Source organism: Helicobacter hepaticus ATCC 51449, assembly GCF_000007905.1.
Classification (GTDB): Bacteria; Campylobacterota; Campylobacteria; order Campylobacterales; family Helicobacteraceae; genus Helicobacter_C; species Helicobacter_C hepaticus.
In genome coordinates this window covers 684583-702990 of sequence record NC_004917.1, presented here as the reverse complement: position 1 = coordinate 702990, position 18408 = coordinate 684583, and the positions used below count along the sequence as shown (strand labels likewise).

Annotated in this window: 19 protein-coding genes; 11 read left to right on the top strand and 8 right to left on the bottom strand. The window is 35.7% G+C overall.

The genetic code is table 11. The features are described 5' to 3' along the window. Positions 1–56 precede the first annotated feature (56 nt). Together aspA and HH_RS03580 are read right to left on the bottom strand one after the other, a co-directional pair. Positions 57–1496, bottom strand: coding sequence for an aspartate ammonia-lyase (gene aspA / locus HH_RS03585; protein ID WP_011115564.1), 1440 nt, complete (start codon positions 1494–1496; stop codon positions 57–59). A gap of 99 nt (positions 1497–1595) precedes the next feature. After that, complete coding sequence (locus tag HH_RS03580; protein WP_011115563.1) at positions 1596–3782, bottom strand: TonB-dependent receptor domain-containing protein; 2187 nt, start codon at positions 3780–3782, stop codon at positions 1596–1598. A 218-nt stretch (positions 3783–4000) separates the two neighbouring features. Between HH_RS03580 and HH_RS09505 the strand changes: the two genes are divergently transcribed. From HH_RS09505 to HH_RS03535, 10 genes are all read left to right on the top strand, one after another. Next, a complete protein-coding gene (locus tag HH_RS09505) occupies positions 4001–4177 on the top strand; it encodes a hypothetical protein (RefSeq protein ID WP_158295427.1) in 177 nt (58 codons plus the stop codon). A 27-nt stretch (positions 4178–4204) separates the two neighbouring features. Next, positions 4205–4678 carry a DUF302 domain-containing protein gene (locus HH_RS03575; protein ID WP_011115562.1) on the top strand — a complete coding sequence of 158 codons (474 nt, stop codon included), beginning with the start codon at positions 4205–4207 and terminating at the stop codon, positions 4676–4678. 224 nt (positions 4679–4902) lie between these two features. After that, on the top strand, positions 4903–6111 hold the full coding sequence (locus HH_RS03570) for a 2,3,4,5-tetrahydropyridine-2,6-carboxylate N-succinyltransferase (protein WP_011115561.1): 1209 nt from the start codon (positions 4903–4905) through the stop codon (positions 6109–6111). Between the two features lie 66 nt (positions 6112–6177). Continuing rightward, complete coding sequence (locus tag HH_RS03565; RefSeq protein WP_011115560.1) at positions 6178–7311, top strand: SEL1-like repeat protein; 1134 nt, start codon at positions 6178–6180, stop codon at positions 7309–7311. Next, the gene (locus tag HH_RS03560; RefSeq protein ID WP_011115559.1) at positions 7312–8088 is read left to right on the top strand and encodes a pseudouridine synthase; all 777 of its coding nucleotides are present in this window, start codon (positions 7312–7314) and stop codon (positions 8086–8088) included. A gap of 92 nt (positions 8089–8180) precedes the next feature. After that, positions 8181–9236: a methionine ABC transporter ATP-binding protein gene (locus tag HH_RS03555; RefSeq protein ID WP_011115558.1), complete on the top strand. Its 1056-nt coding sequence runs from the start codon at positions 8181–8183 to the stop codon at positions 9234–9236. Between the two features lie 121 nt (positions 9237–9357). Beyond that, positions 9358–9957, top strand: a complete 600-nt coding sequence (locus HH_RS03550) for a methionine ABC transporter permease (protein ID WP_226989508.1) — start codon at positions 9358–9360, stop codon at positions 9955–9957. Positions 9958–9980: 23 nt separating this feature from the next. Then, positions 9981–10814, top strand: coding sequence for a MetQ/NlpA family ABC transporter substrate-binding protein (locus HH_RS03545; RefSeq protein ID WP_011115556.1), 834 nt, complete (start codon positions 9981–9983; stop codon positions 10812–10814). A 50-nt stretch (positions 10815–10864) separates the two neighbouring features. Continuing rightward, positions 10865–11671 carry a MetQ/NlpA family ABC transporter substrate-binding protein gene (locus HH_RS03540; protein WP_011115555.1) on the top strand — a complete coding sequence of 269 codons (807 nt, stop codon included), beginning with the start codon at positions 10865–10867 and terminating at the stop codon, positions 11669–11671. 151 nt (positions 11672–11822) lie between these two features. Then, positions 11823–12320, top strand: a complete 498-nt coding sequence (locus HH_RS03535) for a flavodoxin (protein ID WP_011115554.1) — start codon at positions 11823–11825, stop codon at positions 12318–12320. Between the two features lie 30 nt (positions 12321–12350). Here the strand turns inward: HH_RS03535 and HH_RS03530 are convergent, their stop codons facing one another. The 6 genes from HH_RS03530 to HH_RS03505 all read right to left on the bottom strand — a co-directional run bounded on the left by HH_RS03530 (position 12351) and on the right by HH_RS03505 (position 17762). Beyond that, positions 12351–12692 (bottom strand): branched-chain amino acid transporter permease, encoded by a 342-nt coding sequence (locus HH_RS03530; protein WP_011115553.1) that lies wholly within the window; start codon positions 12690–12692, stop codon positions 12351–12353. Then, complete coding sequence (locus tag HH_RS03525; RefSeq protein ID WP_011115552.1) at positions 12682–13377, bottom strand: AzlC family ABC transporter permease; 696 nt, start codon at positions 13375–13377, stop codon at positions 12682–12684. The genes HH_RS03530 and HH_RS03525 overlap by 11 nt, the downstream gene beginning before the upstream one ends. Before the next feature lies 1 nt (position 13378). After that, positions 13379–15025: an arginine--tRNA ligase gene (gene argS / locus HH_RS03520; protein ID WP_011115551.1), complete on the bottom strand. Its 1647-nt coding sequence runs from the start codon at positions 15023–15025 to the stop codon at positions 13379–13381. Continuing rightward, positions 15025–15273, bottom strand: a complete 249-nt coding sequence (locus tag HH_RS03515; protein ID WP_011115550.1) for a twin-arginine translocase TatA/TatE family subunit — start codon at positions 15271–15273, stop codon at positions 15025–15027. The genes argS and HH_RS03515 overlap by 1 nt, the downstream gene beginning before the upstream one ends. A gap of 72 nt (positions 15274–15345) precedes the next feature. After that, positions 15346–15948, bottom strand: a complete 603-nt coding sequence (gene gmk / locus HH_RS03510) for a guanylate kinase (RefSeq protein WP_011115549.1) — start codon at positions 15946–15948, stop codon at positions 15346–15348. Next, on the bottom strand, positions 15948–17762 hold the full coding sequence (locus HH_RS03505) for a hypothetical protein (RefSeq protein WP_011115548.1): 1815 nt from the start codon (positions 17760–17762) through the stop codon (positions 15948–15950). Before HH_RS03505 ends, gmk begins: the two co-directional genes overlap by 1 nt. Positions 17763–17840: 78 nt before the next feature. Between HH_RS03505 and HH_RS03500 the strand changes: the two genes are divergently transcribed. Next, positions 17841–18407 carry a phospholipase D-like domain-containing protein gene (locus HH_RS03500; RefSeq protein WP_011115547.1) on the top strand — a complete coding sequence of 189 codons (567 nt, stop codon included), beginning with the start codon at positions 17841–17843 and terminating at the stop codon, positions 18405–18407. Position 18408 lies beyond the last annotated feature (1 nt).

The window sequence follows — 18408 nt, the reverse complement described above, 5'->3', positions numbered from 1 at the left end:
TGTAAGTTTTAAAGAAGTGCCTTTGGCTACTCCTCTAAAAACACTTTACAAAGAGATTATGCAAAAGGCGAATTTTTTTGGAATTTCGCCTTATCTTCTGCGCTCATATGTGGATTGAGCATATTTTTTGGTTGAAAAATCTCATTGAGTTGCTCTTCGCTTAAAAGCTTTCTTTCTAATGCAATTTCTTTAACAGGTTTGCCTGTTTGTAAAGATTCTTTAGCAATTGATGCAGAATTCTCATAGCCAATATAAGGATTAAGAGCTGTAACAATACCAATGCTATTATAAACAAAATCACTACAAATCTTTTCATTTGCAGTGATTCCGTCAATACATTTGCTTGCAAGTGTAAGCATAGCATTTCTCATCATAGAAATAGAGTTAAATAATCCATAAGCAATCACAGGCTCAAATACATTAAGCTGCAATTGTCCGCCCTCACTTGCAAAGCTCACAGTTACATCATTACCAATCACTGCATAGCATACTTGATTAACAACTTCAGGGATTACAGGATTTACTTTACCGGGCATAATGGAGCTTCCGGGCTGCATTTTGGGGAGGTTGATTTCATTAAGCCCCGCTCTTGGTCCAGAGCTTAGTAGTCGTAAGTCATTACAGACTTTAGAGAGTTTCACAGCTACTCTTTTAAGCACACCACTTACTTGCACATACGCACCTGTATCTTGTGTGGCCTCAATGAGGTCATCTGCAGTTTTGAAAGGGTGTCCTGTAACCTCACAGAGTTTCTTTTGGACAATTTTAGGATAATCAGGGTGTGAGTTTATGCCTGTCCCAATTGCGGTCCCACCCATATTGATTTCAGTTACAAGGTTTCTTGCTTCAAGCACACGCGCAATATCTTCTCCCATCATCACTGCAAAAGTGTGAAACTCTTGTCCTAAAGTCATAGGCACAGCATCTTGAAGTTGAGTTCGCCCCATTTTAAGCACATCTTTAAATTCTTGAGATTTTTTATTAAAAGATTCTTTTAGCACTTCCATATCTTTGGCAAGAGCTGAAAGCTCGTCATATAGTGCTACGTGAATAGCAGTGGGATATGAATCATTTGTAGATTGTGAGAGATTGACGTGGTCATTTGGGTGGCAGTATTGATATTCACCTTTTTTATGTCCCATAATCTCTAATGCCAAATTTGCTACAACTTCATTTGTGTTCATATTTGTGCTTGTTCCAGCTCCACCTTGAAGCATATCTACTACAAATTGCTCTCTTAGCTCGCCTGCAATAAGCCTATCACAAGCTTTGCAAATAGCATCTTTTTTTTGCTCATCAAGCAATTTAAGTTCATAATTTGCCAAACAAGCAGCTTTTTTTACTTGCGCAAAAGCCTTGATAAAGCTTGGATAGCTACTTAGCTTATCGCCTGTAATATTGAAATTTTGTAATGCTCTAAAGGTTTGCACACCATAATACATATCATCGGCAATCTCTAGTTCGCCAATAAAATCGTGTTCTACTCGTTTGCCCATTTTAAACTCCTGTAAGTATTATATAGGTAAATTATCACGAATCATTAGATAATTTGCAAGAATTATATATTCTCAAAGATTAAACTAAACTTGAATAGTTTAAAAATCAAGTGTGATATTTGCCCAATATCTGCGCCCCTCTTGAATATAAGCTCCGTGCATATTGACATTGCCACTAGCACTATAATTCCTAAAATCAATAAAATTTGTATCAAAGAGATTATACACACCACCATTTAAGCGGATAGATTCTGTAATTTTATAACCTAAACCGAGATTAACAATCGTATAAGGTTTGTAGTATGTGCCACCAAGTATATTTCTAATTGCTATGGCATCTGGTGTATTGCCTAATGCATTTGTGTTAAGCAACCCTGCTTTGTGTTGCCCTTGCACATAAAGATGGAATTTCTTATGTGTAAAGATAAGCTTAGACACGATGTTGTGCTTTGCCACACTTGAAAGAGGTCTGCCTTTATTGCTTCCTGAAGTAATTTCAGAATCCACAAAGGTATAAGCCACATCAAATCCTACGCCATAAATGGGTTTAATGCCAAAGCTAGATTCTACACCTTGAGAAAATGCACTATCTGCATTAATAGCGAGATTACATTGAGTATTTGTTCCTCCGTAATTTTGGCAAGTAATTTCATAAAAAGCACCATTTGCATTTTTATTCACCCTTGTGTTTTCAATTTTGTCTTTAAAATTTGAGCGGAAAAACATTAAAGAAAAATCAATATATCTCCCATCAAAAATAGTGCCTATTTCATAGCTCACTGAAGTTTCTGGTTTAAGGTTTGGATTACCTAAAAAAGCAAGTGTGCCTTGACTTCCATAGCCATATACCGCGTCAATGAGTTGATTGGCATAAGGAGCTTTATATCCTGTGGCTACTCCGCCTTTAAGAGCAAAACCATCAAGAATCTCATATACAAGATATGCGCGCGGACTGATATTTGAGCCAAACTTATCATTATGATTATACCTCGCTCCGAGAGTAAAAGTAAGCGGTTCAAAGATATTATATTCATCTTCAGCAAAAAGTGCGAAAGTATGGCGATTATGACTTGCAGGAGTAGCAGCTAAATCGTAATAATTCTCAAAGCGATATTCTGCGCCGACATTTAAAATATTGCTTTCTCCTAAAGGAAGCAAAAGTCGCGTGTCGGCGATCACATCATTAGAAGCAATATCTCTATTTTTACCAATATTTGGAGAGTTAGTATTGCCTGCTACAAGTCTTCCCGTATTGTTTGTTCGCATAAATTGCAGGGTATTTTTCCAAGTCCCAAAATCATAAGAGCCTTTATGTCCAATAGCCCCGAGAATCTTATCTACACCCACATTTTTTTCATAGCCTCCTCTCCCGTTAACATCTACACCAAGTGTTCCTATTTCTCCTTTGCGATTATCATAGTTTGATGTTGTGTAATCTACATCGGCATAGAGCATATTTTTACTATCAGGTAGCCAAGTGAGCCTTGTGCCGACATTAAGTAATGAAAATTTTGTGCCAAAAAAAGTAGAAACATCTTGCCCTAAATCATTTTTGGGTCTATCGCTTGGATTTTTATGAATTTGACGCACCCTAAAAGTTAGCCCTAAGTGTTTTGTAAGCCCACCTTGTGTCCAAAGTGAGTTTTGATAAGTATTACCAAAAGTAGAGGATTGGGGCACAATGATTTGAGATTGAAAAGAAGTGTGCCATTTATCTGTAATAGGTTTAGTGATGATATTTACAACACCCCCTATCGCATCACTTCCATAGAGTGTGCTCATAGGTCCCTTGATAACTTCAATACGCTCAATAGCACCCATTGGAGGGATAAAAGTGTTATACACACCAGCACCTAAATTTGCAGTAGCTACATCGCCGCTAGGATTTTGCCTTAAGCCATCAACTAAAAAAAGTGTATAACCTGAAGGCATACCACGAATAGAAATAGCAGAAGCACCGAGTTTGTTGGAGGTTTCATCAAGGCTCACGCCGGGCACTTCTTTGAGAGCTTCGCCTAAGTCTCTATAAGGTTTTTGCTCTAATTCTTCTTTGGTAATAATATTTACAGATGCTGGAGCATCAATTACATTTTTCTCACTCCCTGAAGCAGCAGTAACGATAGATTTTTGTAATTTGACATTGCGCGTTGCACTTGAAGATGACTTTTCTTTTGTAGATTCTGTCGTATCCGAAAAAGTTTCATTGCCTATCTCATCGGCATATCCAAAAAGACATAGACAGCAGGTTACCCCTCCACATATTAATATTCTACTTATCGTTATCATTTTATCCCCTTTTATGCAAATTATTTTTTGTGAAGTGAGATTTTAGCATACAAAACTTAAAATAAAATTTATTATAGGAATAATCACTAAAATGTAAAGAGTGATTTTTGTTTAGAAATTTTGATTATTTTTTGCTAGATTCTATAAATATCAAAATGCTTTAATATTTATTGCATTTTTTCTTGTATAAGTATTGTGTCTAGCGCATAGGAGGATATTTGAAAATAATATTGCTTTTGTTTATTCCTCTTTTATTTTGTAGTTGTGGGCTAACACCTGCTCGTGAGCCATCGGCAGATTGTAGGAAGACACACGCACTTGATTTTTGTAGTTGGTGGGACGCACCATATAAAAATGCCTTTAAATCAAGTTCGGAATATGAGTTAGGATATTAAATGAATTTAAGTTTAAGGAGAATTTCAATGGGTATTAAAAAAATCATATTTTCTTTGTTTGCCATAGCTCAAATAGCAAACAGTGCAGAGGCACTAAAAAGCACATATAATTTTGATACTACTTATAAAAACATTAAAAATACTATAATGCAAAAGAATATACCCATTTTTGCAGAATTTGACCATAGCAAAAATGCTAAAGAAGCAGGATTAGAACTTAATCCTACAAAGGTAATAGTTTTTGGGAATCCAAAAGTTGGAACGCTTTTGATGCAAGAGAATCAGCAAATAGCCACTCATCTGCCTCTCAAGATTTCTGTATGGCAAGATTCTAAAAATAATGTATATATCACATATACAGATATAAAAGAACTTGCAAAACGATATAAAATAAAAAACAAGCAGGTTGTAACAAATATAGATAATTTGCTAAAAGATATTGTCAAAATAAATTCTTTGTATGGTGGTAAAATCGCTGTGCCAAAAACCGACAAACTTTAGCAATGTATAGAATCCATTTGTTTGTAAGTATTCTAAGAGCTTATAAAATCACTCTTTAACTTTTTTATGAATGCAAGATTTTAGATTGTATAATTTAAACTTCTTGCTTTTTTGCATTAAATGGGGATTAATGTTGCTTTTACTTACTATTTGTTATCTTAGAATAAATAATGTAAAATACCAAGTTACAAATTTTATATCATTAAAGGAATTAAGGAGAATATATGGGCATTGAGAAATTTAAGTTATTTGTTGATGAATACCAAAAGTCAGCAACGTATAAAGAACCATTAGGTTTTGGTATTGCGCGTGTGGAGATTGGTAAAAAGTCTAAGGCAGTGTTGTGCGCAACTTATCCTACGATGAATTGGAAAGGAGAGAATCTCGGCACTTATGCCGTGCTATGTGAGAGTGCAAAAGCTGGTGAACTCATAGCTCAAAGTGATAATGAAGCGGTGTATGGCATTAATCAGGAATTTGTGCATAAGGCACTTGAGCTTTACACTCCCTTCTTAAATGAGGCATTAAGCGATTCTCAAACGCACAAAAATATTCAAGTCATTTTAGAGCTTAAAAAACAAGCAAATAAAGGCAAGCTAAAAACAAAGGGTGGTAGAGCTCGGTATAGATTCTGTGTTATCTATAAAGATGAAAAATGCGAAAGCGTAGAATCTGCATATCTTAAACTTTTGGCTTTATCTTTAGGCAAAGCGCCTTTGCGTTCTTTGCAACTTGATGGTATTTTTGGATTGCTGCAAAATGTCGCTTGGAGCGGCAATAAACCCTATGAATTGGAATGGCTAAGAGAAAATGAGATTCGTCTTAAAATGGAGGGCGAGTTTCCTCATATTGATTTTGTAGATAAGTTTCCACGATACCTAATGCAGGTGATTCCACAATATGATAATATTCGCCTACTTGATAGTTCCAAAACGCGCTTTGGAGCGTATTTAGGAACAGGTGGCTATACCCAAATGCCCGGAGCAAGTTATGTGAATTTCAATGCTGGAGCAATGGGAGCTTGTATGAATGAGGGGCGCATTAGCTCAAGTGTGGTGGTAGGTGAAGGCACTGATGTGGGAGGTGGTGCGAGTATCCTTGGCGTATTAAGTGGAGGAAATTCCGAGCCTATAAGTATTGGTAAAAATTGTCTTTTAGGCGTTAATAGTGCCACCGGTATTAGCTTGGGCGATGGGTGCATTGTTGATGGAGGTATTGCTGTTCTTGCTGGAGGAGTATTTTATATTGCACCTGAGGAAGCTGCAAAAATTGCTGAAATAAATGATACATTTGCTATTAAGGAAAATAATTTTTATAAAGGAAGAGAGCTTTCAGGCAAACACGGCATTCATTTTCGCTGTGATAGTCAAAGTGGCAAGATGATAGCTTTTAGGAGTAATAGAAAAATTGAGCTTAATACAGCTTTGCATTAATTATGGTATTATATTTGCTTAAAGCCATTTGCTTTGAAAGGCAAATTTATTACTTAGGATAGTGTGATGAAAAAGATTTTTGCGCTTATGTGGGCAATAATATGTATTGTAGGGATAGGATTTGCAGAGCCAGAGGAGACGGCAGGGGAAGTTTCCACACAACCTTTACCCAACTCACAAAATACCACAAATCCTATTGCTCCTAATGTATCAAATTTGCCTCAAAATACTCAGCCTACATCGCCTACCCAAAACAATCAAAATACAAATATTCCTGCAGGGCTTTTGGGCTCTGCTCCTCTTACTCCTGCTAATCAAATCAATGGAGCACCCATTGAGGATATGCTTGAGAATGTTAATGAATCAAATAATACCCTCAAATCAGCAATGGTTTTTGCAAGAGATGGAGATTATGAAAGCGCATTGAATCTCTTTGCACGCTCTTGTGATCAAGGTAATGCTGCAGGTTGTTTTGGTTCTGGACTTATTTATATGTATGGAGCAAATTCAGGTGTACCAGACCCTCAAAAGGCAGTTAATTATTACTATAAAGCTTGCACAGGTGGTGATGCTGTGGCGTGTGCGAATCTTGCAATGGCGTATGATAATGGTGAGGGCGTTAAAGAAGATAAAGTTCAAGCAGCACAGCTCTATGAGGTGGCTTGTCAAGGGGGAGATTCTCTAGGTTGTACTAATGCAGGTTGGATGTATGCTAATGGCGTAGGTGTCAAAAAAGATTACCAAAAATCATTAGCTTATTATAATAGCGCTTGTCAGCTCGGGAGCGATTTGGGCTGTTATAATTTAGGGCTTATGAGTAATACTTATAATGTGTATGGTATGACAAAAGATAAGATGAGCTATGTTGAGATGAATTATGTTGCTTGTCAGCAAGGTGATATTATAGGTTGTGGAAATTTAGGTTGGATGTATGCTACTGGCTCAAATGGTGCAGATAAGAATTATTATAATGCAGCAAAATATTTTACGCTTGCGTGTGATAGTGGGCATATTCAAAGTTGTAACAATTTGGGTGTGCTTTATGATGGTGGGTTTGGTGTGAGGCAGGATAAGCGTAAAGCGATTGAACTTTTTGGTTTAGCGTGTGATTATGGAATTGAATCGGGTTGTAATAATTATTCACTTATAAAAACAAGAGGAAGCGTAAATGGAGGGAATCCAATATTTGGCTTAAAATAGATGCGCCTTAATCAATATATTGCTCATCATACAAAATATTCTCGGCGTGAGGCTGATAAACTCATTTCTCAAGGGCGGGTTAATATTGAAAAAACTAAGGCGACATTACATTCTCTTTTGGGTGCAAATCAACGAGTATTTATTGATGGCAAAAAGATTATTCCCAAGGAGCACTTTACTTGTATCGTATATCATAAACCCAAAGGCGAAATTGTAAGCAAACGTGATGAGCGTGGTAGGCGAGTAATATACGAGAGTTTAGAAGCAAAATTTAAGCATTTTGTATATGTGGGGCGATTGGATTTTGCAAGTGAGGGATTGCTTATTCTTACCGATAGCACACCTGTTGCTAGAGCTCTTATGGAATCTGATTTATTGCGCACATATATTCTTAAAATTAATGGCTTTATCACCCAAGAAATCATTAGTGCTATGGAAAATGGGCTTATTAGTGAAGATACGAGAGTTGGAGCACATAGCAAAAGTCATATTACAAGTATGGAGTTTGCTCCTTTTAACTCTTATAAGATTCTTAAAAATGATAGAAGATATTCTAAAATCAAAGTTAGTATTGCACAAGGAAAAAATAGGGAGTTACGCCGATTCTTTGGAGCTTTTGGGCGTGAAGTATTAGATTTAAGACGCATAAGCTATGGATTTGTGCATTTAAATGCCTTACCTTGTGGGAAAAAGCGGTTTTTTACACACGAAGAATATAGAGATTTACACATTTTTTTACGGGATAAAATAGACAAAGCCAATAATCCCCAGATGTAAAAAAACAGGGAAATTAATACATAGGGTATTTTTAAAATTTGTGATATAATGCGCAGTTTTTAAAAATATAAAAGTATTAAAAGGAATGCGGTGTGATAAAGCTAAACCACATCAATAAAACCTACCCAAATGGATTTGTTGCTCTTAAAAATATAGATTTGGAAGTAGCAAAAGGCGATATTATGGGGATTATTGGTTATTCAGGTGCGGGTAAAAGCACACTTATACGTATTATCAATCGTCTTGAAGAGCCTACAAGTGGCACACTCTTTGTTGATGGCGTGAATATGCTTGGCTTAAAACAAAAAGAATTGCAAATGCAAAGACAAAAAATTGGTATGATTTTTCAACATTTTAATCTTTTAAGTGCAAGAAATGTATTTGATAATGTTGCATTTGCCTTGGAGATTGCTAAATGGGATAAAAAAGCGATAAAACCTCGTGTTGATGAACTTTTAGAGCTTGTGGGTTTAAGTGAACGAGCCTCCTTTTTTCCAAGTCAGCTTAGTGGTGGACAGAAGCAAAGAGTAGCAATAGCAAGAGCATTAGCTAATCACCCTAAAGTGCTTTTATGTGATGAGGCAACTTCGGCTCTTGATACTAAAACGACAAAATCAATTCTTGCCCTCTTGCGTGATATTCAAAGACGTTTGGGTTTAAGTGTAGTGTTGATTACACATCAAATTGAGGTCGTGCGCGAGATTTGCAATAAAATGTGTGTTGTGAGTGATGGTGCTATTGTGGAGCGTGGCAGCGTTGCCGAAGTTTTTGCTGCCCCTAAACATCCCATTACTCGGGAGCTTATTTCATTTTTACCTCAAGATGAAGGACATATTATTTCGCATTTGAAAGATTTGCATAATGTATATAAAGTTATATTTACTGGTCCTTACGCACATTTGCCGCTTGTAAGTCAAATGATACGAGAATTTGATGTTGATGTAAATATTTTAAGTGGCAATATTGATGAGCTTGCGACAGGAGAGGTTGGGCATTTAGTATTAAAATTTATAGCAACAGATGATAAAAGAGACAAAGCACTCTCGTGGCTTAAAGAGCAAGGTGTGAGTATTGAGGATTTGAATCTTATGTGTCAAAATACAGATTCTATTCAACTCTCTCAAAAAATAGAATCTAAGGCAGTGTGAAGGGTCATTTATGTTAGAGTTTTTAGATTTTTGCGAGAAACATTGGCTTATATTTTTGCGCTCTACTTTTGAAAATCCTATAATCTTTACTTTAGTAAAGTCGTGTTGCGAAACGCTCTATATGGTTTTTTTCTCTTCGCTTTTTGCTATGATTTTTGGATTACCTTTGGGGGTATTATTAAGCGTGATTAAGCCTTCTGGCATATTAGCAAATCCTTTGTTTTATAGAATCTTAGGAGCGATTGTCAATGTTGTGCGTTCATTCCCTTTTATCGTGCTTATTATTTTGCTTTTGCCTCTTTCAAAATACTTAATTGGCACGAGCATTGGAAGCACTGCTGCGATTATTCCACTTGTTATTGCAGCCACTCCTTTTATTGCGCGACTTTTTGAAGGAGCATTTGATGAGGTTGATAAAGGGCTTATAGAGGCTACTATGAGTATGGGGGCAAGCAAAATGCGCATTATTTTGATGATGATTAGTGAGAGTTTGCCCTCACTTGCTAATGCTATCACTATTACAGCTGTAAGTTTAGTTGGCTTTTCTGCTATGGCTGGAGTTGTAGGTGCTGGAGGGTTGGGAGACTTAGCCTATCGCATAGGCTTTCAATCTTTTAAGCCTGATATATTGGCATATGCGGTAATATGCACGATTGTGATTGTGCAATGTATTCAATCAAGCGGTGATTTACTCATTAAACGTTTGCGTCAGCATCGTTAATTTATTTTGTTTAAGGAGGTTTTATGAAAAATATTGTGCAGTTAGTTTTTGTGTTGGCATTGGGAGCGGGTTATGTGGCTTGTTCAAGTGAAAAAGAAGGTAAAATTAATCAAGAAGTAAGCAATGAGATGACACAAATACTTAAAGTAGGTGCAACACCTGTCCCTGCTGCGGAGATTTTAGAGTATGTTAAGCCACAGCTTGAGGCAAAAGGAGTGCAAATGCTTATTCAGCATTTTACGGATTATGTTGTGCCTAATGTGTCTTTAGCCGAAGGAAGTAGTGATGCAAATATGTATCAACACAAGCCTTTTATGGATAATACTAATGCTCAAAAGGGTTATCACCTTGTAGCAATTGCGCCTATATATGTTGTGCCACTTGGATTTTATTCACATAAATTTAAAGATATAGATTCTATCTCACAAGGTGCGACTATTGCTATTCCGGGTGATGCATCTAATATGGCACGAGCTTTTATTTTGCTCCACGATAATGGAATAATAAAGCTTTCAAATTCAAGTAACCTTAATGCTACAGAGATGGATATTATTGAGAATCCAAAAAATCTTGTATTTAAACCTATGGAAGCAGCTTCTCTGCCTATGGTGCTTGATAGTGTTGATGGCGCAGTGATTAATGCAAATTATGCCTTGCAAGCACAGATGAGTATCACTCAATCGCTTTTTCACGAAAATGACAAAAGTGCATATGTGAATGTGCTTGTAGCGCGTGAGGATAATCAAAGTGATGAACGTATTTTGGCACTTAAAGAGGTGCTTTTGAGTAAAGAAACCCGTGAGTTTATTCTCTCAAAGTATAAAGGGGAAATTATTCCTGTGGGTGCAGAAAATTAGGCAATCCTTACATTGTGTAAGGCAGATTAATTTTATTTTAAGGAGAATTAATGAAAAAGTTACTTACTTTTATTTTAGTAGGATTAGTGTTTTTTGGTTGTAGTGATGAGAAAAATACATCACAAGATGGCACAGCAGAAAAAGTTGTGCTTAAAGTGGGCGCAACCCCTGTGCCACACGCAGAGATTCTTGAATTTATTAAACCTGATTTGGAAAAAGAGGGTATTGATTTGCAAATCGTGCAATTTACAGATTATGTAACACCTAATGTGAGCTTAAATGATGGTTCTCTTGATGCGAATTATCACCAACATAAGCCTTTTCTTGATGCGCTTAAAAAAGATAAAGGGCTTAATTTAGAATCTATTGCAAGTATTCACATTGAGCCACTTGGATTTTATTCACATAAATTTAAGGATATAGATTCTCTTCCTCAAGGTGCTACTATTGCTATTCCTAATGACCCAAGTAATGGTGGAAGGGCTCTTCTTTTGTTAGATTCTAAAGGCATAATAAAGCTTGCAGATACTAATAACCTTAATGCTACAGAGCTTGATATTGTTGAGAATCCAAAGAGTATTAAAATTAAGCCTGTTGAAGCAGCACTTTTGCCCCGCACTTTAGATGATGTTGATGGTGCAGTGATTAATGGCAATTATGCACTTCAAGCTGGATTAAAAAGCTCTGATGCACTTTTTTTGGAAGGCTCACAATCGCCTTATGCGAATATTCTAGTTGTGCAAAGCACAAGAGTGAATGATGAGAATCTCCAAAAGCTTAAAAATGCGTTGCAATCTCAAAAAGTAAAAGATTTTATTCAGCAGCACTATCAGGGCGAGATTGTGCCTGTATTTTAAGTGCACTTGCAAAAGTTTATTTAAGAATCTTATTTCTTTTGGGTTTGTTGGATAAGAATTAATTGAGATTAAGGATATTAGTCTTCTTACCTTGTATTAGTTTTTATAGTATAAAGTAAAGGAGATTATTTTAATATTTTAGGAGACATATATGAAAAAAATTGGTTTATTTTATGGAAGCGATGGTGGCACTACGCAAGAAGTTGCTCAAAAAATTGCTGATAAATTAGGCGATTGTCAAATATTTGATGTTGCTTCAAGTAAAGCTGATGATTTAAGTGCATTTGAGAATCTTATTTTTGCTACACCTACTTATGGTTCAGGTGATTTACAAGATGATTGGGATAGTTTTCTTTCTAGTATTGATGAAGCTGCTTTTTCAGGTAAAACTATCGCTCTTGTAGGGCTTGGCGACCAAGAAATTTATAGCGAAACTTTTTGTAATGGTATTGCACATATTTATGAAAAAGTATCAAAACAAGGAAAAATTATTGGACAAACAAGCACAGATGGCTACACTTTTGATGAGAGTTTGGCAGTTGTAAATGGAAAGTTTGTAGGCTTAGTCATTGATGAGGTTAATCAAGAAGATATGACAGATAGCAGAATTCAAGCGTGGGTAAAGACACTTAAAGGTGCTTTTGCTTAATATTTATTTATACCCTAGAGATTTTTGATTCTAGGGTATAAAATCTAAAATTGCATTTTGTATTAATATCATATAAGTGATAGTTCCACATACAATGCTTAAAACGGGAATCTTAAACACTATATGTATGTAGCTTACTACTAAGACAGCAATAATTTCATTAAGTCCATATGGAGAGTGCTCTAAATCCATATCTTTAAGGCAATATATAATAAGCATTGCAATAATTGCACTTGGCAGCACTTTACCTAAAGAGACAATGAATGTGGGTGTAGATTTAGCAAAGATAATAAAAGGCAAAAAGCGACTTAAGAGAGTATTAAGCGCAATAAGCGCAATAAGAAGGACCGAGTGCAAAATTTCAGGCGACAATGGGTTTTCTCCATAGGCTTAATATAACACAAATGCCCACAAGTGAGGGGATTAAAAATTGTTGTGCCCCAAAAATATATAAACATATTAAACTTATTATAATGCCAATGAGTGCAGGAATACGCATTGTTTTATTACGCCATTGTTCAATAAAAATCACAACAAAAATAGCACTCATCACAAAATCAAGTCCATTAGAATTAAACTCAAGCTTTCCACCAAGTGCTGCTCCAAGAGTGCAGCCTATAACCCAATAGCTTTGATTGAGCGCAGCGATAAAAAAATCAAACCATTGTTTATCTACTCCTGTTTTGGGAGACTTAAGATTAAGAAGTGCAAGGGTCTCATCAGTGAGGGAATAAATCATATAATAACGCTTTTTGCCCATACGTTTAAACCTCTCTAACATACTTATAGAGTAAAAAATTTGTCGTGCATTAATCATAGAAACAAGCACAAAGCTCTCCCATAAGCCAGCTCCACTTGCTATGAGCCCGACAGCAATAAATTGTGTCGTTCCCCCATAAATAGCCACTGCCATTATAGCTGCCCATATCGCACCATAACCTGTTTTTTGCAATAAGATACCAAATACTGCACCCATAAAAATATAACCAAGCATAATAGGAATTGTATGTGGAAAAGCATCTTTAAGTGCAATAAATGCTTTTGAGCTCTGGCACATATTACATTCTTGTTTTTGCTTTAATTCCAAGCAGAGATAATCCAAGTGTGAGGCTTTGGCTGACAATCATTAGCACATAAAGAATACTTGATTCATTTGGACTTTGCAAGATTTTGTGTGTATTATAAAAGCTGTGAAATGAAGCAGAGAGGCTTTTAAGATAATCACATATTTTTTGAATCTCTCTATTGCGAAAGCTAGATTCTATTATTTGTTGCAGACAAAGAGCTTCAAACAAAAGCGCCTTTGCTTGTTCATTTATATCCAATTTATTCGCATTTTGTGCTGTCTGCTGCATATTTACTCCAGCTTTATTAAAAAGTGTGTGGATTCTAGCATTAGCATAGTTAATATAATAAATAGGATTGCTTCCATCTTCTTTTTTAAGTTCATCAACATCAAATTCAAGGTGTGTATCAGGTTTTTTAGAGAGAAAAATAAAACGAAGTGCATCAGCTCCAATATCTTCTATTACATCTTTCATAAGGATAAAATTTCCTGCACGTTTACTCATTTTATAAGGTTGCCCACCTTTAAGAAGGCTTACCATTTGAGAAAGCAACACTTCAAGTTTATTTTCATCATAGCCCAAAAAATGAATAGCTGCCTTTACGCGTGCAATATAGCCGTGATGATCGGCTCCCCAAATATTAATATAATGTTCAAAATGGCGATGAAATTTATCTTGATGATAGATAATATCTCCAGCAAGATAGGTCGGCTCACCATTCTCCCTCACGACAACTCGGTCTTTTTCATCATTGATTTGCGAGGAAGCAATCCAGATTTTGCCATCTTTGGTATAAATACCTTGATGAGATTTTAAAGTATCAAGCGTATCTTGCCATCTGTCATAAAGGGATTTTTCGCTCACAAAGGAATCAAATTTAATCCCAACTTGCGCTAGATTATCTTTAATCTCTTGAAGCATCATATCTTTGCCAAAATCTGCAAGAGAGGAGATAGAATCTTCACTTTTAAAAACATCTTCACCAAAGTGTAGCGCACATTGTTTTGCTAAATCAATAATATATTCGCCCTTATAATAACTTTGTGGATATTCTACTTGAGTTTTAAGGATATGTTCTCTCCCTGCAAGAAAAATTGATAGCCCAAGCATATAAATCTGTGCCCCTGCATCGTTTATATAATATTCGGTGAGTATATCATAACCTAAAAACCGCCCTACACGAGTAAGTGCATCGCCATATACAGCACCTCTTGCGTGCCCAATGTGAAGCGGTCCTGTGGGATTGGCACTGACAAATTCAATCAAAATATGCTCTTTTGGTGTTATTTGAGTCTTTTGTGTATATTGAGATATGTTAGGATTTATAGAATCTGCTTCAAGAGTCATACAATGCTGCAGTTGTTTTTGTGCAATATGTTGAAGAAAAGTTGTAGAAAGTGTGAGATTTACAAAGCCATTGAGAGTTTCTACTTTTTCAAACTCTGCGTAATTTGTAAGTATTTTAGCAATCTCTTCAGCGATAAGCTTAGGATTGGTTTTTTCAATCTTAGCAAGGCTAAGGGCAAGAGGTGTAGCAAAATGCCCCAAGTCTTTGTTTTTTGGTCTCTCAAGCACAATGTCAATTGTGTTTTTAATATTCAATGCACTTTGGAGAAGAGCTTTGATATGGTGGTGCATTAAGTGTCTTGTTTTTGAGAATCTGTGTGAGTTTTTGATACATTCTCATTTTTAGATTCGCTTTGTTTGATTTGAGATTTTGTATTTTCTTCACTTTGATTATCTTCTTCATCTTCTTTGACAGCTTTTTTGAAGTTTTTAATACCACTTCCTAATCCTTTTGCAAGTTCGGGAATTTTTTTTGCACCAAAAAGGAGCACAATAATAAGCAAAATAATCAACAATTGTGTAATACTAGGGGGGTGCATAGAATCTCCTTTGATAAAAATTGAGGTATTATACCAAAACTCGTCTTTAAATCTTAAACTTATCGTTCAATCTTACCATTTTTGGATAATCTTACTCAAACGCTCAATTTGCTGATATTTAAGTGAGCGCGCAATGGCAACCATAGCTTCTTTTGCAGTAGTAATATCATCATTAATAATAAGATAATCAAAATTGTGAATATGCTGCATTTCATTATGGGCTTGAATAAGACGAAATTCAATAGTTTGAAGATCATCTGTTTGACGCGAAATAAGTCGCTCTCGGAGAATATCTTTATTTTTTGTTGTAATAAATACAGACTTGGCAAAATCCCCAAAATATTCTTTAATGCTGTGATGTCCTTGCACATCAACATCAAAGAGCACAATTTTATCTTGTTCAAGCGCTTGCTGAACAGGTTTGAGTGAAGTGCCATAAAAATTTGTATGCACTTCTGCCCATTCCAAAAAAACATTATTGTGAATGTCTTGTAAAAAATGTTCTTTGCTCACAAAATGATAATGCACACCATCAGTCTCACCCTCACGCATAGGGCGCGTAGTTGTTGAAATAGAAAAATACACATTAGGGATAGATTCTATAAGCGATTTTGTTAATGTGCTTTTGCCACAGCCACTTGGTCCAGAGATAATAAGCACTGCCCCTTTGCTCATCATTTGCTTTTGTCTTTAAAGCTAATATTGATTGTTACTTCAAGCCCATCAAGCATTGATTTAAGATTATTAGAACTTAAACTAGAAATGCTACTTTGCACAGAGTTTGCTATCATATTTTTGACAATTTCTTGAGATTGATGTTGCGAATCTTGAGGTTTGTATTCTTGTGTTTGAGCATCTTGGTTTTCTTCTTCAACATTTTCAAGCTCTTCACCTAAAGCGTGAGCAACATCAGGCTCTTTGAGCGAAGCAAAATCTTCTTTTTTTGTATCATTGCTTTCAAGTGCGCTAAGAGCTTCAGATACCTCACCTACTTGTTCTTCATCAAGCACAGATTCTTTATCTATATCCTTATCTAATTCGTCTCCTAAATCAATACCTATATTTTCATCTGTGTCTTGTTCAGGTATATCCTCATCTCCAAGCGCGATACTCTCTACATCATCAAGCAAATCGTTTTCTAACGTATCTGCACTCTCTTGTTTTTCTTCATCATCTTGGATATCATCAGACATAGAATCTGTATCTGCAAGGGCATCTTGTAAATCTAATCCCTCTGCAATTTCTACTTCATCTGTTTGTGGAGATTCTTCAAGCGTTAATTCTTCAGGTTGGAGCGTATCATCTTCATTTTCTTGTGTTTTTTGGGGCAAATCTTCAAGAGATTCTTCATTAGACTCTTCTATACCTTCCTCGTCCGCAGCATTTTCAGGCAAATCTTGCGTTATATCATCAGTTATATTTTCTGTTTCTGTTGCCTCTAATTCTTCTTCTAAAGTATCTGCTGCTATACTTTCTTCTGCAGTATCTTGAGTGTCTTTGGTATCTAAATCTTCTAAGTTTTTAGAATCTTGCGTATCACTTAATTCTTCTGCTAAATCTACATTTGTCTCATCTGCTACTACCTCTGTTTGGGTTTCAGATTCATTATCCTCTGCAATATCTGCTTGAGTTGGAGTATCTGCCAAAGTCTCTTCTTGCTCCGTATTTTCTTCTAGAGGTATATCATCTGGTTGTTTTGCCTCATCTGCACTCTCTTGGATTTTTTCTTCATCTCCAAGTTTGTCAATATTACTCAAATCAAGCTCAACATCTAAATCATTTTCAGCCGTAGAATCTTCTTCTAAAACAGCATCATTAAGTTCTAATTCTTCTAAACTTACTTCCTCATCTGTATTTGCATCTTCATTAGTATTTTCAAGCGAAATCTCTTCACTCTCATTTTCGCTTATTTCTTCTTGTGCAATGTCCTCTTCTGCAGTCTGTGCGTCCTGCTCATTTGGTGCTTGTTCTTCTTGGTTAGATTCGGTATTGACTTTAGGCGTTGTATCTTCAGATGATATATGTTCATCAAGCGCACTATCTTCAAGGAGAGAATCTATCTCGCTTAAGCCTTCATCAAGGTTATCAAGACTTAAATTTGCACTCTCATCGCCTATATCTTCTATAATGGACACTTTGCCAGTTTCTGCTTCTACTCCATTTTGCGTATTTTCGTGTCCAAGCTGTGCTGTGAAAATATCTAAAATACTTGTTGGCAAAAATGGTTTTTGCACATAATCGTCAAATCCCTCAATACGCTTACCTTGTTTATTATAAATAAGACACTTGCGTTTTGGTTTCAGAGCATTGAGATAGGTTTTTGCATCAAGCGAAAGGCAATCATCATCAATAATCACATAGTCATATTGTTCTAAATCACCCATTTCGTTAGATTCTCTTATACTCGTGAGGTTTGCCCCAGCCTTTTTAGCTGTAATTTCTACAAGTTTTTGAACAATTTGATTGGTGTTGATTAGCAAAAATTTCATACGAACTCCCACTTTTATTGCATTTTTTGTGATAGTAATTTAAAATTATATCTAAATCAACGCTACAAAAGGAATAAAATGCAACAAAAAATGACAAAAATATATAGAATCTGTTTGATTGTGGGGATATTGCACACAATTTTATGGGGCACTTCATTACATTCATCTGAGAATGATATGTTTTATATGCTCCCTTATGAACAAGACCAAGCCATTAATACGCTCAAATCTGTGCTTAAAAATGCTCAAAGTGAAATTAAAATTAGCATTTATAGTTTTACGAATAATGATATTGCTAAAATACTTCGAGATAGCGCTAAGAGAGGTGTTAAGATTTCTATTATTTTTGATAAGGAAAGTAATTTGAAGAATGATACTTCCGTTATCGGTTATCTTGCTAAATATAATAACATTTCAGTATGCCTTCTTAGTGGTATGCGAGCTAAGAACAAGCGCTATTATGGCATTATGCATCAAAAAATGGCGATTGTGGATAAGAAGATTCTTGTCCTTGGTTCAGCAAATTGGAGTAAAAATGCATTTGAAAATAATTTTGAAACATTACTTATAAGCCATAATCAACGCTTTGTGCAAAAGGCACTGCAAGGTTATGAAAAAATGACAAGAGCGTGTGTAGGATTCTAAT

Bases quoted from the DNA above. Each gene is read 5' to 3' on its own strand.
- HH_RS03565 (WP_011115560.1), top strand. From the start codon at position 6,178: ATGAAAAAGATTTTTGCGCTTATGTGGGCAATAATATGTATTGTAGGG.
- HH_RS03560 (WP_011115559.1), top strand. From the start codon at position 7,312: ATGCGCCTTAATCAATATATTGCTCATCATACAAAATATTCTCGGCGT.
- gmk (WP_011115549.1), bottom strand. From the start codon at position 15,948: ATGAGCAAAGGGGCAGTGCTTATTATCTCTGGACCAAGTGGCTGTGGC.
- HH_RS03580 (WP_011115563.1), bottom strand. From the start codon at position 3,782: ATGATAACGATAAGTAGAATATTAATATGTGGAGGGGTAACCTGCTGT.
- aspA (WP_011115564.1), bottom strand. From the start codon at position 1,496: ATGGGCAAACGAGTAGAACACGATTTTATTGGCGAACTAGAGATTGCC.
- HH_RS03575 (WP_011115562.1), top strand. From the start codon at position 4,205: ATGGGTATTAAAAAAATCATATTTTCTTTGTTTGCCATAGCTCAAATA.
- HH_RS03540 (WP_011115555.1), top strand. From the start codon at position 10,865: ATGAAAAAGTTACTTACTTTTATTTTAGTAGGATTAGTGTTTTTTGGT.
- HH_RS03500 (WP_011115547.1), top strand. From the start codon at position 17,841: ATGCAACAAAAAATGACAAAAATATATAGAATCTGTTTGATTGTGGGG.
- HH_RS03525 (WP_011115552.1), bottom strand. From the start codon at position 13,377: ATGTGCCAGAGCTCAAAAGCATTTATTGCACTTAAAGATGCTTTTCCA.
- HH_RS03505 (WP_011115548.1), bottom strand. From the start codon at position 17,762: ATGAAATTTTTGCTAATCAACACCAATCAAATTGTTCAAAAACTTGTA.
- HH_RS03515 (WP_011115550.1), bottom strand. From the start codon at position 15,273: ATGCACCCCCCTAGTATTACACAATTGTTGATTATTTTGCTTATTATT.
- HH_RS03570 (WP_011115561.1), top strand. From the start codon at position 4,903: ATGGGCATTGAGAAATTTAAGTTATTTGTTGATGAATACCAAAAGTCA.
- HH_RS03550 (WP_226989508.1), top strand. From the start codon at position 9,358: ATGGTTTTTTTCTCTTCGCTTTTTGCTATGATTTTTGGATTACCTTTG.
- HH_RS03535 (WP_011115554.1), top strand. From the start codon at position 11,823: ATGAAAAAAATTGGTTTATTTTATGGAAGCGATGGTGGCACTACGCAA.
- argS (WP_011115551.1), bottom strand. From the start codon at position 15,025: ATGCACCACCATATCAAAGCTCTTCTCCAAAGTGCATTGAATATTAAA.
- HH_RS03545 (WP_011115556.1), top strand. From the start codon at position 9,981: ATGAAAAATATTGTGCAGTTAGTTTTTGTGTTGGCATTGGGAGCGGGT.